Below are 15,377 nucleotides of genomic sequence, written 5' to 3' on the forward strand. Positions count from 1 at the left end.
ACAGGCACATGGCACTGGGTTCGACCATGGCCCCGTACGAGCTGCGTTTCGACGCCGGGCGGATCTGCCTGGACCTCCTCGCGACCACGCACCCCGGGGAACGGCTCGACGCACCGGAGCCGCTGCGTGCGTGGATCGTCCGGTCGGGGCTCGTCCCGGCGGCCACCCCGCTCGCCCACGTCGACTCCGCCTGGCTGGTCGGCTTCCGTGAACTGAGGGGGCAGATCGGGCAGTTGGTGCGCCGCGGTACCGGTTCCGACAGCCGGGGCTACGACCTCGCCCTGGCCCACGTCAATGCCCTCGCCCGTGCCGCGACCCCCGCACCCCGGGCCGTACGGGACGAAGAGGGCGATTTGGTAAGGCAGTTGGACGGGACGCCGGGGTGTGACGCGTTGCTTGCCGTGATCGCGAGGGATGCCGTCGAGCTGCTCACCGATCCCGTCGCGCGGGCCTCGCTCCGGGAGTGCGAAGGGGACAACTGCCCGATCGTCTACCTCGATTCGTCCCGGGGGCGTCGACGGCGCTGGTGCTCCAGTGAGGTGTGCGGGAACCGAGAGAGAGTGGCCCGGCATCGGCGGCGGGCGGCGCTCGCGCGAGCCTGAGAATCCCTTATGCGGCTTCTGTGAAGTGAGGGAGCGTCACATGGCGAAGTGATTTCGACAACAGTGCGTTTCACTCCGGGGCGGTGCGGGCACCCCGGGTGATCTTGCTCATGTGGTGGAAATGTAAAGATCGTAGGGTGGGAATGTGCACCCATGTCCAGCTCGTCACGTCACTCCGGAGAAAACTGTCGCCTCACGTTGAACATCCGCCCACCCGTCCGCGTACCCCTCCATGAGCGACTGACTGGGGGAACCCCCGGACACCGGAGGTGGGCGTGCGCAAGGATTCCGTCGTGGCCAATGAACACGCACCGAGGGCCCGACATCGCATGTCCCAGTCCTCGGAACCTGATGAGGAGCTGATGCGTGCTCTGTACCGGGAGCACGCCGGACCCTTGCTCGCCTATGTGTTGCGGCTCGTCGCCGGAGACCGGCAGCGTGCCGAGGACGTGGTGCAGGAGACGCTCATCCGGGCCTGGAAGAACGCCGGCCAGCTCAACCGGGCGACCGGATCGGTACGACCCTGGCTTGTGACGGTGGCACGACGCATCGTCATCGACGGTCACCGCAGCCGGCAGGCCCGGCCGCAGGAGGTGGACCCGTCGCCGCTGGAGGTCATCCCCGCGGAGGACGAGATCGACAAGGCGTTGTGGCTGATGACACTGTCGGACGCGCTGGACGACCTGACCCCGGCCCACCGGGAGGTGCTCGTCGAGACGTACTTCAAGGGGCGTACCGTCAATGAGGCGGCCGAGACGCTTGGCATCCCCAGTGGCACGGTGCGCTCAAGGGTGTTCTACGCCCTTCGATCGATGAAGCTTGCTCTGGAGGAGCGGGGGGTGACGGCATGAGCATGTACGGGGGATACGGAACGGGTAGTCCTGGTTCCATGCAGGGATCTCAGGGCTCGAACGAACATGAGACCGTCGGCGCCTACGCCCTCGGGATTCTCGACGACGCCGAAGCAACCGCTTTCGAGGCCCATCTCGCCACCTGTGAATGGTGCGCCCAGCAGCTCGACGAGCTGGCCGGGATGGAGCCGATGCTGGCGGCGCTCGCGGATCTGCCGGGCTCCGGCACTCCCGCGATCGGTGAGTCCCTGTCCGCGAAACCCAGTCCACGACTGGTCGAGCGGCTGGTCGACGACGTCGGTGAACGGCGGGCACTGAAGCGTCGGCGCAGTTTCTACATGATCGCCGCCGCAGCGGCGCTGATCATCGCCGGACCGCTGGCCGTGATCGCGGCCAACGGCGGCGACAGCTCGGGAAGCAGCGGCACCGTGGCCGCCGCCAAGACCACCTTCGACACTCTGTCCGACAAGGTGACGGCGACGGACGCGAGCACCAAGGTCACCGCGACCGTGGCGATGTCCAAGAAGAACTGGGGCACGCTCGGGGTCGTGGAGCTCAAGAACGTCAAGGGCCCGCTGAAGTGCTCCCTGATCGCGGTCGGCAAGAACGGCGAGCGCGAGACGATGAGCTCCTGGTCGGTCCCGGCCTGGGGCTACGGCATCGCGAACGGCAAGACGGAAGAGGCCAAGAGCCCGCTCTACGCCCAGGGCGGAGCGGCCTTCACGCCGAACGAGATCGACCACTTCGAGGTCATGACCTTCGACGGCAAGAAGCTGGTGGCAGTGAACGCATAAGCGGTGGCAACTGGTCACATGTGGTCAGTGGGGTCCGGAACGCGGATGGTGCGCGTGCCGGGCCCCGCGTCTTTGTCAAGATCCACTCGGCAGGCCCCTCGCTACGGAGGCTTTTCTTCGCGTACGGTTGACGGCTGCCCAGCACGTCAGAAGGGGGCCCGGTGGCCGCACAGGCTCAACAGGGGACCGCGCTCGACACGGTGTCCGACAAATCCGCCCAGGATTCGCTACGGGACCGGGAGATCAGCGTCGAACAGGCACACCTGGACCGGGTGTACCGGCGGCTCGAGGAGAAGATCCACGAGGCCGAGTTCCTCATGAACGACGCGGCCAAGCGCGGCCAGGTCGGCACACCCGGCGCGCTCGCCGAGCGGGACGCGCAGGTGTTCCGCGCCGGTATCCACCTCAACCGGCTGAACAACGAGTTCGAGGACTTCCTCTTCGGGCGGATCGACCTCCTGCCCGGCAAGGACGGCAAGAAGGGGCCCGACGGCGCCTACACCGCCGTGGAGCCCGCCGAAGGCGCCGTGCGGGAGGACCAGACCGCCGACATCGCCGAGACCCTGCACATCGGGCGGATCGGAGTCCTCGATTCCGAGTACGCGCCGCTGGTCATCGACTGGCGGGCGCCCGCCGCCGCGCCCTTCTACCGGTCCACGCCGGTCGACCCGGGGCGGGTCGTGCGGCGCCGGGTCATCCGGTCCAAGGGGCGTCGGGTGCTCGGGGTCGAAGACGACCTGATGCGGCCCGAGTTGAGCGCTTTCCTCGACGGCGAGCAGCTGGCCGTCATCGGCGACGGTGCCCTGATGGCCGCGCTCGGCCAGGCCCGCAGCCACACCATGCGCGACATCGTGGCCTCCATCCAGGCCGAGCAGGACCTGGTGATCCGCGCCCCCGCCGCCTCGGTGACCTACGTCGAGGGCGGCCCCGGCACCGGCAAGACGGCTGTCGCCCTGCACCGCGCCGCCTACCTGCTCTACCAGGACCGGCGCCGGTACGCGGGCGGCATCCTCATCGTCTCGCCGACCCCACTGCTGGTCGCGTACACCGAGGGCGTCCTGCCGTCCCTCGGCGAGGAGGGCCAGGTCGCGATCCGGGCGATCGGTTCGCTCGTCGACGGCGCCGAGGCCACCCTCTACGACTCCCCGGCCGTGGCCCGCGCGAAGGGCTCGTACCGCATGCTCCGCGTGCTGCGGAAGGCCGCGCGCGGCGCCCTGGAGTCGAGCGACGCGCCGGACCGGCTGCGGGTCGTCGCCTTCGGGCGGCGCCTCGAACTGGAGGCCGCCGACCTGGAGCGCGTCCGGCAGAGCGCGCTCAGCGGTACGGCCCCCGTCAACATGCTGCGTCCGCGCGCCCGCAAGCTGCTCCTGGACGCCCTGTGGGAGCGCTCCGGTTCGGCGGGCCGGCACACGGACCCCGAACTCGCCGCCGAACTGCGCTCCTCCTTCGACGAGGACATCGCGAGCGAGGACGACTTCATCGCGTTCCTCGACGCCTGGTGGCCCGAACTCACCCCACGCGCCGTCCTGGAGTCGATGTCCGACGAACGCAGACTCGGCCGCTGGGCCCGGCGCATCCTCAACCCCGGCGAGGTCCGCAGGGTCTCCCGCGCCCTCAAGCGCGAGGGCCTCTCGGTCCACGACGTGGCGATCCTCGACGAGCTCCAGGCGATCCTCGGCACCCCGGCCCGCCCCCGCAAGCGGCGCGACCTGGACCCGCTGGACCAGCTCACCGGCCTTGAGGAGCTGATGCCCGTACGCGAGGAGTCGCAGCGCGAACGCGCCGAGCGGCTCGCCCAGGAGCGCACCGAGTACGCGCACGTCATCGTCGACGAGGCCCAGGACCTCACCCCGATGCAGTGGCGCATGGTCGGCCGCCGCGGCCGGCACGCCACCTGGACGGTCGTGGGAGATCCCGCCCAGTCCTCCTGGTCCGACCCCGACGAGGCGGCCGAGGCCCGCGACGAGGCCCTCGGCTCCCGCCCCCGCCGCCGCTTCACCCTCACCGTCAACTACCGCAACCCCGCCGAGATCGCGGAGCTGGCGGCGAAGGTCCTGGCCCTCGCGATGCCCGGCTCCGAGTCCCCGTCGGCGGTCCGCTCGACCGGCGTGAAGCCGCGTTTCGTGGCGACGAACAACGAGCACGGTGCCGTCGTACGGAACTCACTGGCCGACTCCGTCCGCGCCGAGGCCGCGCGACTGCTCGACCGGGTCGACGGCACGGTCGGCGTGGTCGTCGCCATGAACCGCCGCGAGGAGGCCCGCCGTTGGCTCACCGGCCTCGGGGATCGCGTGGTGGCGCTCGGCAGCCTGGAGGCCAAGGGCCTGGAGTACGACGCGACCGTGGTCGTCTCGCCCGCGGAGATCGCCGACGAGTCGCCCGCCGGACTGCGGGTTCTCTACGTCGCCCTCACCCGCGCGACCCAGCAGCTCACGGTCGTCTCCGCCGAGCGGGACGAGCCGGACGCGAACGGGGTGCCGGATCTGCTCCGCGACTGAGGGGGCCGGCCGAGATCCGCTTTCGATGAACTCTCGGGATGGGAATGGTCTTACGGGATCTGTTTGTTAGCCTGGACGTGACACCGGCCCGATCCAAGCCCCCGGGCCCAACCTTCGTCGCTACGAGCGACCACTTGCCGCGAGGCGAGCATGGCGGGCCGGTGTCACTGATCGTGAGAGAGGCCCCCGTCACGGGAAAAGTGACGGGGGCCTCTTTTTCTCGCGAACAAAACGTTCGCAATCGGGGGCGGCTAACGCCTACCGGGCAGTAGGTGCGACCATCGGAGCGCGTATCAGCTCCTACGCGTACCCAGCTCAACGGTGAAAGCAGAGGAAGTCGGCCATGGCTACGGCGCCCAGCGTCTCCTACTCGATCACGGTCCGTCTGGAGGTGCCCGCGAGCGGAACGGCGGTCTCCCAGATCACCACGGCCGTGGAGTCCAACGGAGGCTCGGTGACCGGCCTCGACGTGACCGCCTCCGGCCACGAGAAGCTCCGGATCGACGTCACCATCGCCGCGTCCTCGACGGCCCACGCCGACGAGATCGTCCAGCAGTTGCGCGGCATCGAGGGCGTCACCCTGGGCAAGGTCTCCGACCGTACGTTCCTCATGCACCTCGGCGGCAAGATCGAGATGCAGTCCAAGCACCCGATCCGCAACCGTGACGACCTCTCCATGATCTACACCCCGGGTGTCGCCCGCGTGTGCATGGCGATCGCGGAGAACCCCGAGGACGCGCGCCGCCTCACCATCAAGCGCAACTCCGTCGCGGTCGTCACCGACGGCTCCGCCGTACTCGGCCTCGGCAACATCGGCCCCAAGGCCGCGCTGCCGGTCATGGAGGGCAAGGCCGCCCTGTTCAAGCGGTTCGCGGGCATCGACGCCTGGCCGCTGTGCCTGGACACCCAGGACACCGACGAGATCGTCCAGATCGTCAAGGCCATCGCCCCGGGCTTCGCCGGCATCAACCTGGAGGACATCTCCGCGCCGCGCTGCTTCGAGATCGAGGCCCGGCTCCGTGAGGCCCTCGACATCCCCGTCTTCCACGACGACCAGCACGGCACCGCGATCGTCGTCCTCGCCGCGCTGACGAACGCGCTGCGGGTCGCCGGCAAGGGCATCGGGGACATCCGGGTCGTCATGTCCGGCGCCGGCGCGGCCGGTACGGCCATCCTCAAGCTGCTGCTCGCCGCCGGTGTCAAGAACGCGGTCGTCGCCGACATCCACGGTGTCGTGCACTCCGGCCGCGAGGACCTGGTGGACGCCAAGCCCGACTCGCCGCTGCGCTGGATCGCCGACAACACCAACCCCGACGGCCTCACCGGCACCCTGAAGGAGGCCGTGCGCGGCGCCGACGTCTTCGTGGGCGTCTCCGCCCCGAACGTCCTCGACGGCGACGACGTGGCCGCGATGGCCGAGGGCGCGATCGTGTTCGCGCTCGCGAACCCGGACCCCGAGGTCGACCCGACGATCGCCCGTCAGACGGCGGCGGTCGTGGCCACGGGCCGCTCGGACTTCCCGAACCAGATCAACAACGTGCTGGTCTTCCCGGGTGTCTTCCGCGGTCTGCTGGACGCGCAGTCCCGCACCGTCAACACCGAGATGATGCTCGCCGCCGCGACCGCACTCGCGAACGTGGTGACCGAGGACGAGCTGAACGCGAACTACATCATCCCCAGCGTCTTCAACGACAAGGTGGCCGGCGCGGTCGCGGGCGCGGTGCGGGACGCGGCGAAGGCGGCGGGGGTGGCGGCGGCCTCGACGACGCCCTCCGTGTCGTAGGAGCTGTCGTAGCGCCTCGATCGGCGGGTGTGCGGCGGCTGTGAGGATTGCCACGGCCGCTCGTACACCGGCGCGTCGCGGAACCCGGGGCCTTCGGCGGCCGTTTATCGTGGCGGCCAGGCTTCGGGCCTCTCCAGGCCCGGCCCTCGCTGCCGGGAGTCGACAGAGCGTCACCACACAGAGGGCGTGGCGCTTTTCGTGTGACTCCCACGGGTGTTCTCGCGACTCCTACGGGTGCCGGATTGGCTTTCCCGCCGCAGGTAGGGGCAGGATGCGTCTTCGGGCGCGAGGGTCTGGACGACGGACCCGGGTCCGGGGACTCACCGAGGACCCTGGCAGCATCGGCTTCACCGTGCCCGATATGCGGCTCCGCCGCGTGGCACGCCTCAAACGGCAAGAAGAACACGGGAGTAACAACATGAACCGCAGTGAGCTGGTGGCCGCGCTGGCCGACCGTGCCGAGGTGACCCGCAAGGACGCCGACGCCGTTCTGGCCGCGTTCGCCGAGACCGTTGGCGAGATCGTCTCCAAGGGCGACGAGAAGGTCACCATTCCCGGCTTCCTGACCTTCGAGCGCACCCACCGTGCCGCTCGCACCGCGCGCAACCCGCAGACCGGCGACCCGATCAACATCCCCGCCGGTTACAGCGTCAAGGTGTCCGCGGGCAGCAAGCTCAAGGAAGCCGCCAAGGGCAAGTAAGCGCTCCGCTGTGAGCGCCGGGTAACTGCGGGCCGCGTTCCGGCTGACGGAATCGCCGTGGCCGGCCGCGCAGTTCCCCGCGCCCCTCAGGGGCACTGAGCACAACGCCGATGGGGCGGCCACCCAAGTCCGGGTGGCCGCCCCATCGGCGCTCGCGCGACTCCTGCTAGCCGAGCGCTTTGCCCGGCAGTTCGACCTTCGCGCCCAGTTCCACGAGCTTCTCCATGCTGTGCCTGCCCGGGGGATGACCCCCGGACCCCCAGCAGAGACCCGGTGCGGCCCTGGGGCCGGTCGGCCGGGCGGCGGTCAGCAAGAGCGCCCTGCCCGGCAGTTCGGCCCTCGTCGCGCCCGGCGTGCGGTGGTCAGCCGAGCGCTTTGCCCGGCAGTTCTACCTTCGCGCCCAGTTCCACGAGCTTCTCCATGAAGTTCTCGTAGCCGCGGTTGATGAGGTCGATGCCGTGGACTCGGGACGTGCCCTGGGCCGCGAGGGCGGCGATGAGGTACGAGAAGCCGCCGCGGAGGTCGGGGATGACCAGGTCGGCGCCCTGGAGGCGGGTGGGGCCCGAGACGACCGCCGAGTGGAGGAAGTTGCGCTGGCCGAAGCGGCAGTTGGAGCCGCCGAGGCACTCGCGGTAGAGCTGGATGTGCGCGCCCATCTGGTTGAGCGCGGAGGTGAAGCCGAGGCGGGACTCGTAGACCGTCTCGTGGATGATCGAGAGGCCGGTGGCCTGCGTGAGGGCGACGACCAGGGGCTGCTGCCAGTCCGTCTGGAAGCCGGGGTGCACGTCCGTCTCGAGCGCGATGGACTTCAACTGGCCGCCGGGGTGCCAGAAGCGGATGCCCTCGTCGTCGATCGCGAAGGCACCGCCCACCTTCCGGTAGGTGTTGAGGAACGTCATCATCGAGCGCTGCTGCGCGCCCTTGACGTAGATGTTGCCCTCGGTCGCCAGCGCCGCGGACGCCCAGGACGCGGCCTCCAGACGGTCCGGGAGGGCCGCGTGGGTGTAGCCGCCGAGCGAGTCCACACCGGTGATGCGGATCGTCCGGTCGGTGTCCATGGCGATGATCGCGCCCATCTTCTGCAGTACGCAGATGAGGTCCTCGATCTCCGGTTCCACCGCCGCGTTGGCGAGTTCGGTGACGCCCTCCGCGAGCACCGCGGTCAGCAGCACCTGCTCGGTCGCGCCGACGGACGGGTACGGCAGCTTGATCTTCGTGCCCCGCAGCCGCTGCGGAGCCTCCAGGTACTGGCCGTCCGCCCGCTTCTCGATCTTCGCGCCGAACTGCCGCAGCACCTCGAAGTGGAAGTCGATGGGCCGGCCGCCGATGTCGCAGCCGCCGAGCCCGGGGATGAACGCGTGCCCGAGCCGGTGCAGCAGCGGACCGCAGAACAGGATCGGGATGCGCGACGAGCCCGCGTGGGCATCGATGTCGGCGACGTTGGCGCTCTCCACGTGCGAGGGGTCGAGCACCAGCTCGCCCGGCTCCTCACCCGGACGGACCGTCACCCCGTGCAGTTGCAGGAGTCCACGTACGACACGAACGTCACGGATGTCCGGAACGTTGCGCAGTCGACTTGGCTCACTGCCCAGCAGGGCGGCGACCATGGCCTTGGGTACGAGGTTCTTCGCACCACGGACACGGATTTCGCCCTCGAGCGGGGTTCCGCCGTGGACAAGCAGTACGTCGTCTGAGCCGTTGACGGTCATGAATCTCGCGTTCCGTGGAGTTGGGCAGGGGCCGAAGACGTAAGCGTAATGGCCGCCCACCCCCCTCCTGAAAGCCCAAGGAGCACCCAGCTGCGTCATAGCTGTGTCACAACACGAACCGTTCCCAATCGGGCACATGGGGTCACGGGACGGGGGTGTGCGCGGAGGACGCTTCGGTGCGCCCTGAGCTGCGTTCACTCAGGTACCCGCATTGCCTCCCCCACCACGGGGAAGATGCGGGATCATGTCAGGCATGACCGAGGTGTCCTCGCTCACAGGGCGGTTGCTCGTGGCAACACCCGCCCTGGCGGACCCGAACTTCGACCGTGCGGTGGTGCTCCTTCTCGACCACGACGAGGAGGGCTCCCTCGGTGTCGTCCTCAACCGCCCGACCCCTGTGGACGTCGGCGACATCCTGGAGGGCTGGGGCGACCTCGCCGGCGAACCGGGTGTCGTCTTCCAGGGCGGCCCGGTCCAGCTCGACTCGGCCCTCGGCGTCGCGGTCATCCCGGGCGGCGCGGCCGGCGAGCGCGCCCCGCTCGGCTGGCGGCGCGTGCACGGCGCGATCGGACTCGTCGACCTGGAGGCCCCGCCGGAGCTGCTCGCCTCGGCGCTCGGCTCGCTGCGGATCTTCGCCGGGTACGCGGGCTGGGGCCCCGGGCAGCTGGAGGCCGAACTGGCGGAGGGCGCCTGGTACGTCGTCGAGTCGGAGCCCGGTGACGTGTCCTCGCCGTCCCCGGAGAAACTCTGGCGCGAGGTGCTGCGCCGCCAGCGCAGCGAGCTGGCGATGGTGGCGACGTATCCGGACGACCCTTCCCTGAACTGAGGGGCCCTTCGCGGAACTGATGCCGGTGGGCTTCAGTACCCTTGGCACTATGAGCACTCTTGAGCCCGAGCGCGGGACTGGTACGGGGACCCTCGTAGAGCCGACGCCCCAGGTGTCGCACGGCGACGGGGACCATGAGCGCTTCGCCCATTACGTCCAGAAGGACAAGATCATGGCGAGCGCCCTCGACGGCACTCCCGTGGTGGCGTTGTGCGGGAAGGTCTGGGTGCCGGGCCGCGACCCGAAGAAGTACCCGGTGTGTCCCATGTGCAAGGAGATCTACGAGTCCATGGGCTCGGGCGGGGACGGCGACAAGGGCAAGGGCGGCGACAAGTAGCCGTCGGACCGGTCTGACACCGACCGGTCAGACATCGACCGGTCAGACATCGACCGGTCTGACTTCGGCCGGTCCGACTTCGGCGGGTCCGGCTTTGATCGACCCGGCTTTATCGGTCTGACTTCGGCCGGTCCGACTTCGGCCGGTTCCGAGGCTCTCGGTCTCTGAGGCCCTCGGGGTGCGCTTCGGCGTGCCCCGAGGGCCTTCTGCGTGTTTCGGCGGCCTTTCGCGTGTCACGAAGTGGTTGAGACCTCTTGTGGCCGCGTTCCTCCACTCCCTAATCTCCGTGATGTTGTGCAGAGCGAAACGTCCATTGCATATGTTGCAACGCACGCGCGGAGGAACGCTCCATGAAGCTCGCCCCCAGACTCGCCGTCCTCGTGGCCGCCGCCGCTGTCGTCGCCGGCTGCGCGCCCCAGACCTCCGGCAACTCGTCCTCGGAGAAGGACGACCAGAGCGGCACCCTGCGGGTGTGGCTCTTCCAGGAGGTCGGCAACGACCCGAAGGCCAAGGTCGTCGACTCCGCGGTCGCCGACTTCGAGAAGGCCCACAAGGGCACCAAGGTCGACGTCGAGTACATCCCGATCGACACCCGCGCCCAGCGCGTCAAGGCCGCCTTCAACGACCCGAAGTCCGCGCCCGACGTCATGGAGTACGGCAACACCGACACCGCCGGCTATGTGAAGGACGGCGGACTCCTCGACGTCACCAAGGAGTTCGGCGCCTGGAGCGAGGCGAAGGACACCGACCCCACCGCCAGGCAGTCCGTCACGGTCGGCGGCAAGACCTACGGCTCCCCGTTCTACGTCGGCGTCCGCGCCCTGTACTACCGCACCGACGTCTTCAAGGACCTGGGCCTTCAACCCCCCAGATCCATGGCCGAGTTGGCGTCCACCGCCCGGAAGATCCACAAGGCGAAGTCCGACCTCTACGGCCTTGTCGTCGGCGGCGCCTACACCTACGGCGCGATGCCGTTCGTCTGGGCCAACGGCGGCGAACTCGCCACGGCCGAGGGGGGTTCGTACACCTCCGCGATCGACAGCGCCGCCGCCCAGAAGGGCATCAAGGCGTACACCTCGCTGTTCACCGGCGACAACTGCCCCGCCGCCAAGTGCGCGGCGATGGGCGGCAACGACACGATCACGGCGTTCGCGGCGGGCAAGGCCGGGATGGCGATCGGGGGCGACTTCAGCCACACCGCTGTCGAGGCGGGCAAGGTCAAGGGCAAGTACGCGGTCGTTCCGCTGCCCGGGGTGGCGTCCGGGTCCGTCGCTCCCGCCTTCGCCGGGGGCAACAACATCGGTGTCCTGAAGAGCACTTCGCACCGCACGCTCGCGGTGGATCTGATGGAGCGGCTCACCTCGAAGAAGACACAGGCCTCGATGTTCGACGCGATGGGGTTCCTGCCCACGTTCACCGACGTGCGGGACGCGGCCGCGTCGAAGGTGCCGTTCGAGAAGCCGTTCGTTCGGACGCTGGCCGCGGGGACGAAGTTCGTGCCCACGTCGCCGGGTTGGTCGGAGATCGACTCCTCGCTGGTGCTGCCGACGATGCTCCAGGAAGTCATCAGCGGGAAGAAGGACGTGGCCGCGGCTTCTCAGGACGCGGCGAAGAAGATGAACTCGGCGTTCAGCTCCGCGGGTTGAGCGGATGACCCCTGACAGCTCGTCGCCCGCGGACCGTGCGCGGACAGGCCCGCGCCCCGTGCGGGGCTGGACGACTCCCTGGTTGTATCTCGCCCCGGCTCTCGTCGTCCTGGGCGGGCTGCTGGTCTACCCCATCTATCAGCTCGGGCTGATTTCCTTCTTCCGGTACACGCAGGCCCAGGTCAGTGGTGGGGAGCCGACGACCTTCGAAGGGTTCGGGAACTACTCCGCGCTCTTTTCGGACAGCCAGTTCTGGCAGGTGCTGGTGGCCACCGTGCTGTTCGCGGGGGCCTGTGTCGTCTCGACGCTCGCCGTCGGGTGCGCGCTGGCCGTGCTGCTCACCCGGATACGCGCGCTGCCCCGACTCGCCCTGATGCTGGCCGCGTTGGGGGCCTGGGCCACGCCCGCCGTCACCGGGTCGACCGTGTGGCTGCTGCTCTTCGATCCCGACTTCGGGCCGGTGAACCGGATTCTGGGGCTCGGGGACCACTCGTGGACGTACGGGCGGCTGAGCGCGTTCTTCCTCGTGCTGCTCGAAGTGGTGTGGTGCTCCTTCCCGTTCGTGATGGTGACGGTCTACGCCGGGATTCGCGCCGTGCCCTCCGAGGTGCTGGAGGCCGCCGCTCTGGACGGGGCCTCGCAGTGGCGGATCTGGCGGTCCGTCCTGACGCCGATGCTGCGGCCCATCCTGACCGTCGTCACCATCCAGTCCGTCATCTGGGACTTCAAGGTCTTCACCCAGATCTACGTCATGACCAACGGAGGCGGCATCGCCGGCCAGAACCTCGTGCTGAACGTGTACGCCTACCAACAGGCGTTCGCGTCCTCGAAGTACAGCCTCGGCTCGGCGATCGGTGTCGTCATGCTGCTGATGCTGCTCGCCGTCACGCTGGTCTATCTGCGTCTGCTGCGCAGACAGGGGGAGGAGCTGTGAGTCTGCTTCGCGGTCTTGTACGACGGCCCTGGTGGCTCGCTGCCGAGGCCTCCGCGCTGCTGATCGCGGTGGTCGTCGTCTTCCCCCTCTACTGGATGGTGCTCAGCGCCTTCAAACCGGCCGGGGAGATCGAGTCGAGCGAGCCCCGGCCGTGGACGTCGGCGCCCTCCCTGGACTCGTTCCGGAGAGTGTTCGGGCAGCAGGAATTCGGCCGTTACTTCGTCAACAGCCTTGTCGTGGCGTGCTCGGTGGTCATCGTCTCGGCGCTGATCGCCTTTCTCGCCGCGACGGCCGTGACGCGATTCCGGTTCCGCTTCAGGACCACCCTCCTGATCATGTTCCTGGTGGCCCAGATGGTGCCCGTGGAAGCCCTGACGATCCCCCTGTTCTTCACCATGCGGGGGCTCGGACTGCTGAACACTCTGGGGTCGCTGATCCTGCCCCAGATCGCGTTCTCGCTGCCGTTCGCGATCTGGATGCTGCGGGGGTTCGTGAAAGCGGTCCCGGACGCGCTGGAGGAGGCCGCGTACATCGACGGAGCGAGCCGGACGCGATTCCTGTGGCAGATCCTTTTCCCGCTCGTCTTCCCGGGGCTGGTGGCCACGAGCGTGTTTTCGTTCATCTCGGCCTGGAACGACTTCCTGTTCGCCAAGTCCTTCATCATCAGCGACACTTCCCAGTCGACCCTGCCGATGGCCCTCCTTGTCTTCTACAAGCCGGACGACCCGGACTGGGGCGGAGTCATGGCGGCCTCCACGGTGATGACGATTCCGGTGCTGGTGTTCTTCGTACTCGTACAGCGACGTCTGGTCTCGGGGCTGGGCGGAGCGGTTAAGGACTGACGTGACTTCAGAGACGGAACTGATTCCGGCGCCGACGGCCGTCGAGGGCCCCACCCGGCCCGGTTTCGCCTTCGAGGCCGACACCGCGCTGTGGGGTGAGCCCGGCACCGAGGGCACCCAGCGCTGGCTGCGGACCACGCTCGGGGCGGCCCTCGGACTGCCGCTGCCGCCCGGCGAGGAGGGGGCCCGCAACGCGGTCGCGCTGCGCCTCGACGACACCCTGGCACCGGAGGCGTACCGCCTGGAGGTGACCGCGACCTGGGGTGTCGTGATCACCGGCGGCGGCCCGGCCGGCGTGTTCTGGGGCGCCCAGACACTGCGTCAGCTCCTCGGCCCCGCCGCCTTCCGGCGCGCTCCCGTCCGTCCCGGCACGACCTACGGCGTGCCGGCCCAGGCCATCGACGACGCCCCCCGCTTCGGCTGGCGCGGCCTCATGCTCGACGTCGCCCGGCACTTCATGCCCAAGGAAGGCGTCCTGCGCTACCTGGATCTCATGGCGGCGCACAAACTCAACGTCTTCCACTTCCACTTGACGGACGACCAGGGCTGGCGGGTGCAGATCGAGCGGTACCCGAAGCTGACCGAGATCGGGTCCTGGCGGGCGCGCACGAAATTCGGCCACCGTGCCTCACCGCTCTGGGACGACAAGCCCCACGGCGGCTACTACACCCAGGACGACATCCGCGAGATCGTCGCCTACGCCGCCGAGCGGCATATCACCGTGGTCCCGGAAATCGACGTACCGGGACACTCGCAGGCCGCCATCGCCGCGTATCCGGAACTCGGCAACACCGACGTCATCGACACCAACTCCCTCTCCGTCTGGGACACCTGGGGGATCAACCCCAACGTACTGGCCCCCACTGACAACACCCTGCGGTTCTACGAGGGGGTGTTCGAGGAACTCCTGGAGCTGTTCCCGGGGGAGTTCATTCACGTCGGCGGTGACGAATGCCTCAAGGACCAGTGGAAGCAGTCGGCGACCGCGCAGGAGCGCATCGCGGAACTCGGGCTCGCGGACGAGGAGGCGTTGCAGTCGTGGTTCATCGGACACTTCGACACGTGGCTCTCCGCGCGCGGGAGAAGGCTCGTCGGCTGGGACGAGATCCTGGAGGGCGGGCTCGCGGACGGCGCCGTGGTGTCGTCCTGGCGCGGCTACGAGGGCGGGATCACGGCCGCCCGCGCGGGACACGACGTCGTCATGTGCCCCGAACAGCACGTGTACTTGGACTGGCGCCAGGCCCCCGGAGAGGACGAGCCGGTGCCGATCGCCCATGTGCGCACCCTGGAGGACGTCTACCGCTTCGAGCCGGTTCCCCAGCAGCTCACCGAGGCCGAGGCAGGTCATGTGCTGGGCGCGCAGGCCAACGTGTGGACCGAGGTGATGGAGGATCACGCACGCGTGGACTACCAGACGTTCCCCCGCCTCGCGGCGTTCGCCGAGGTCGCCTGGAGTGCCCTTCCGGCGCCCGCGGAACGGGACTTCGCCGACTTCGAGCGCCGGATGGCCGCCCACTACCCGCGCCTCGACGCCCTGGGGGTCGCCTACCGTCCGCCCACCGGACCCCTGCCGTGGCAGCGCCGCCCCGGAGTCCTCGGACGCCCCAAGGACGGCCCGCCCCCGAACGCCTAGGAGTCCGGGAGAACGCCTGGAACACGGAAGGGAAAAAAGACCCTAAGAGTCACCGATGAGAGGCAATTCACGCGTACCGGTGATGCCGTACGAAAACGGGCCATCTCTCTGGTGAGACGGGCGAATGCCTCCTAGCGGACCCCCGCGTTCGGGTCTTGCGAAGATGTGCCAGAGTTGCCACGTCCGCCCTGTCAGCACGTACCGTACGGCAGCAACAGGCGG

13 protein-coding genes are annotated in these 15,377 nt (G+C 69.0%); 12 read left to right on the forward strand and 1 reads right to left on the reverse strand.

The features are described from left to right. The first annotated feature begins 8 nt into the window (after positions 1 to 8). The 6 genes from ACIRB1_RS39480 to ACIRB1_RS39505 all read left to right on the forward strand — a co-directional run bounded on the left by ACIRB1_RS39480 (position 9) and on the right by ACIRB1_RS39505 (position 7,228). Complete coding sequence (locus ACIRB1_RS39480) at positions 9 to 602, forward strand: CGNR zinc finger domain-containing protein (protein ID WP_403468913.1); 594 nt, start codon at positions 9 to 11, stop codon at positions 600 to 602. Between the two features lie 329 nt (positions 603 to 931). Continuing rightward, entirely contained in the window at positions 932 to 1,453 is a 522-nt protein-coding gene (locus ACIRB1_RS39485) for a sigma-70 family RNA polymerase sigma factor (protein ID WP_019056398.1), read from the forward strand. Positions 1,454 to 1,491: 38 nt separating this feature from the next. Continuing rightward, the gene (locus tag ACIRB1_RS39490; RefSeq protein ID WP_403468914.1) at positions 1,492 to 2,247 is read left to right on the forward strand and encodes an anti-sigma factor family protein; all 756 of its coding nucleotides are present in this window, start codon (positions 1,492 to 1,494) and stop codon (positions 2,245 to 2,247) included. A gap of 161 nt (positions 2,248 to 2,408) precedes the next feature. After that, positions 2,409 to 4,745 (forward strand): UvrD-helicase domain-containing protein, encoded by a 2,337-nt coding sequence (locus ACIRB1_RS39495; protein WP_352185377.1) that lies wholly within the window; start codon positions 2,409 to 2,411, stop codon positions 4,743 to 4,745. A gap of 343 nt (positions 4,746 to 5,088) precedes the next feature. Then, positions 5,089 to 6,528, forward strand: coding sequence for an NAD-dependent malic enzyme (locus tag ACIRB1_RS39500; protein ID WP_352185378.1), 1,440 nt, complete (start codon positions 5,089 to 5,091; stop codon positions 6,526 to 6,528). A gap of 418 nt (positions 6,529 to 6,946) precedes the next feature. Then, the gene (locus ACIRB1_RS39505) at positions 6,947 to 7,228 is read left to right on the forward strand and encodes an HU family DNA-binding protein (RefSeq protein ID WP_019056394.1); all 282 of its coding nucleotides are present in this window, start codon (positions 6,947 to 6,949) and stop codon (positions 7,226 to 7,228) included. A gap of 362 nt (positions 7,229 to 7,590) precedes the next feature. On the opposite strand, the gene murA is transcribed toward ACIRB1_RS39505, so the two are convergent. Then, positions 7,591 to 8,937, reverse strand: coding sequence for a UDP-N-acetylglucosamine 1-carboxyvinyltransferase (gene murA, locus ACIRB1_RS39510; protein ID WP_352185380.1), 1,347 nt, complete (start codon positions 8,935 to 8,937; stop codon positions 7,591 to 7,593). Between the two features lie 253 nt (positions 8,938 to 9,190). On the opposite strand from murA, the gene ACIRB1_RS39515 reads away from it, so the two are divergent. The 6 genes from ACIRB1_RS39515 (at position 9,191) to ACIRB1_RS39540 (ending at position 15,155) form a co-directional block, all read left to right on the forward strand. Next, a complete protein-coding gene (locus ACIRB1_RS39515) occupies positions 9,191 to 9,763 on the forward strand; it encodes a YqgE/AlgH family protein (protein WP_403468915.1) in 573 nt (190 codons plus the stop codon). Positions 9,764 to 9,812: 49 nt separating this feature from the next. Further along, entirely contained in the window at positions 9,813 to 10,100 is a 288-nt protein-coding gene (locus ACIRB1_RS39520; protein ID WP_026178118.1) for a DUF3039 domain-containing protein, read from the forward strand. 350 nt (positions 10,101 to 10,450) lie between these two features. Continuing rightward, a complete protein-coding gene (locus ACIRB1_RS39525) occupies positions 10,451 to 11,746 on the forward strand; it encodes an extracellular solute-binding protein (protein ID WP_403468916.1) in 1,296 nt (431 codons plus the stop codon). A 4-nt stretch (positions 11,747 to 11,750) separates the two neighbouring features. After that, entirely contained in the window at positions 11,751 to 12,680 is a 930-nt protein-coding gene (locus ACIRB1_RS39530; protein ID WP_352185383.1) for a sugar ABC transporter permease, read from the forward strand. Further along, positions 12,677 to 13,522 (forward strand): carbohydrate ABC transporter permease, encoded by an 846-nt coding sequence (locus ACIRB1_RS39535; protein WP_403468917.1) that lies wholly within the window; start codon positions 12,677 to 12,679, stop codon positions 13,520 to 13,522. Before ACIRB1_RS39530 ends, ACIRB1_RS39535 begins: the two co-directional genes overlap by 4 nt. Before the next feature lies 1 nt (position 13,523). Beyond that, positions 13,524 to 15,155 carry a beta-N-acetylhexosaminidase gene (locus tag ACIRB1_RS39540; RefSeq protein WP_403468918.1) on the forward strand — a complete coding sequence of 544 codons (1,632 nt, stop codon included), beginning with the start codon at positions 13,524 to 13,526 and terminating at the stop codon, positions 15,153 to 15,155. Positions 15,156 to 15,377 lie beyond the last annotated feature (222 nt).

The organism is Streptomyces sp. NPDC096013 (assembly GCF_044763565.1).
Classification (GTDB): Bacteria; Actinomycetota; Actinomycetes; order Streptomycetales; family Streptomycetaceae; genus Streptomyces.

What these genes read in the sequence shown, in the direction of transcription:
- ACIRB1_RS39530 (WP_352185383.1), top strand. Translation starts at nt 11,751, where the DNA reads ATGACCCCTGACAGCTCGTCGCCCGCGGACCGTGCGCGGACAGGCCCG.
- ACIRB1_RS39515 (WP_403468915.1), top strand. Translation starts at nt 9,191, where the DNA reads ATGACCGAGGTGTCCTCGCTCACAGGGCGGTTGCTCGTGGCAACACCC.
- ACIRB1_RS39520 (WP_026178118.1), top strand. Translation starts at nt 9,813, where the DNA reads ATGAGCACTCTTGAGCCCGAGCGCGGGACTGGTACGGGGACCCTCGTA.
- ACIRB1_RS39500 (WP_352185378.1), top strand. Translation starts at nt 5,089, where the DNA reads ATGGCTACGGCGCCCAGCGTCTCCTACTCGATCACGGTCCGTCTGGAG.
- ACIRB1_RS39490 (WP_403468914.1), top strand. Translation starts at nt 1,492, where the DNA reads ATGCAGGGATCTCAGGGCTCGAACGAACATGAGACCGTCGGCGCCTAC.
- ACIRB1_RS39525 (WP_403468916.1), top strand. Translation starts at nt 10,451, where the DNA reads ATGAAGCTCGCCCCCAGACTCGCCGTCCTCGTGGCCGCCGCCGCTGTC.
- murA (WP_352185380.1), bottom strand. Translation starts at nt 8,937, where the DNA reads ATGACCGTCAACGGCTCAGACGACGTACTGCTTGTCCACGGCGGAACC.
- ACIRB1_RS39480 (WP_403468913.1), top strand. Translation starts at nt 9, where the DNA reads ATGGCACTGGGTTCGACCATGGCCCCGTACGAGCTGCGTTTCGACGCC.
- ACIRB1_RS39505 (WP_019056394.1), top strand. Translation starts at nt 6,947, where the DNA reads ATGAACCGCAGTGAGCTGGTGGCCGCGCTGGCCGACCGTGCCGAGGTG.
- ACIRB1_RS39485 (WP_019056398.1), top strand. Translation starts at nt 932, where the DNA reads ATGTCCCAGTCCTCGGAACCTGATGAGGAGCTGATGCGTGCTCTGTAC.